Genomic DNA, 1,609 nt, shown 5'->3' on the forward strand with positions numbered 1-1,609 from the left:
AGGTAGTTTCACCGATGGTGAAATTGACCACACTGACCGGGCCGTCGACGCTCGAGGTGCCGGTGAGAACGCTGCCGGTCACCGGGGCATCTTCAGTGGTGGTCACGTTTTCACTGAGGTCGGTGAAGCTGTCGTCGACCGGCGTGACGCTGATGGTCAGGGTCGAAGTGACATCGCTGCCGGAACCGTCGGTCACGGTGTAGCTGACGGTCGGTACTGTGCCGTTGTAATTGGCGTCCGGGGTGAAGGTATAGGCGCCGTTCGCTCCGATCACCAGGGTGCCGACGTTGGCGATGGTCGCGGAGGTGCCAGCGGTGTAGGTAGTTTCACCGATGGTGAAATTGACCACACTGACCGGGCCGTCGACGCTCGAGGTGCCGGTGAGAACGCTGCCGCTGATGGCGGTGTCTTCGCTGGTGGTCACGCTTTCGCTGAGGTCAGTAAAGCTGTCGTCGACCGGGGTGACACTGATGTTCAAGGTCGAGGTGACGTTGCTGCCGGAACCGTCGGTGACGGTGTAGCTCACCGTCGGCACCGCGCCGTTGTAGTTGGCGTCTGGGGTGAAGGTATAGGCGCCGTTGGCCCCGATGACCAGGGTGCCGACATTGGCGATAGTCGCGGTTTGGCCGGCGTTGAAAGTGCCAGTAACACCGACGATGGTGAAGTTCACCACGCTGACTGGACCGTCGACGCTCGAGGTGCCGGTGAGGACGCTGCCGCTGACGGCGGTGTCTTCAGCGGTGGTTACGTTTTCACTTAGGTCGGTGAAGCTGTCATCAACCGGAGTGACGTCGATGGTCAGGGTCGAGGTGACATTGCTGCCCGAACCGTCAGTGACGGTGTAACTCACGGTCGGCACGCTGCCGTTGTAGTTGGCGGCTGGCGTGAAGGTGTAGGCGCCGTTGGCTGCGATCACCAGGGTGCCGACATTGGCGATGGTCGCGGTGCTGCCGGCGGCGTAGGTGGTTTCACCGATGGTGAAGTTCACCACGCTGACTGGGCCGTCGACGCTGCTCGTGCCGGTGAGGACGCTGCCGCTGACGGCAGTGTCTTCCTGGGTGGAGACCGTCTCGCCGATGTCGGTGAAGCTGTCGTCGACCGGGGTGACGCTGATGGTCAGGGTCGAAGTGACGTCCGTGCCCGAACCATCGGTGACGGTGTAACTCACGGTCGGCACGCTGCCGTTGTAATTGGCGTCCGGGGTAAAGGTGTAGGCGCCGTTGGCGCCGATCACCAGGGTGCCAACGTTGGCGATGGTCGCGGTGCTGCCGGCGGCGTAGGTGGTATCACCGATGGTGAAGTTCACCACGCTGACCGGGCCGTCGACGCTCGAGGTGCCGGTGAGGACGCTGCCGCTGACGGCGGTGTCTTCAGCGGTGGTCACGCTTTCGCTGAGGTCAGTGAAGCTGTCGTCGACCGGGGTCACGTCGATGGTCAGGGTCGAAGTGACATTGCTGCCGGAACCGTCAGTGACGGTGTAGCTGACGGTCGGCACGCTGCCGTTGTAGTTGGCGTCCGGAGTAAAGGTATAGGCGCCGTTGGCGCCGATCACCAGGGTGCCGACATTGGCGATGGTCGCGGTGCTGCCGGCGGTGTAGGTAGTTTCACC

The 1,609-nt window shown here is 63.0% G+C and carries 1 protein-coding gene; it reads right to left on the reverse strand.

Annotation, left to right across the window (positions count from 1 at the left end; translation table 11 throughout):
• Nucleotides 1–1,609, reverse strand: a 1,609-nt coding sequence (locus AC07YV_RS29820; RefSeq protein WP_494990401.1) for a beta strand repeat-containing protein, incomplete at both ends; no start/stop codon positions are given.

Source organism: Pseudomonas sp. GW456-E7 (assembly GCF_059424105.1).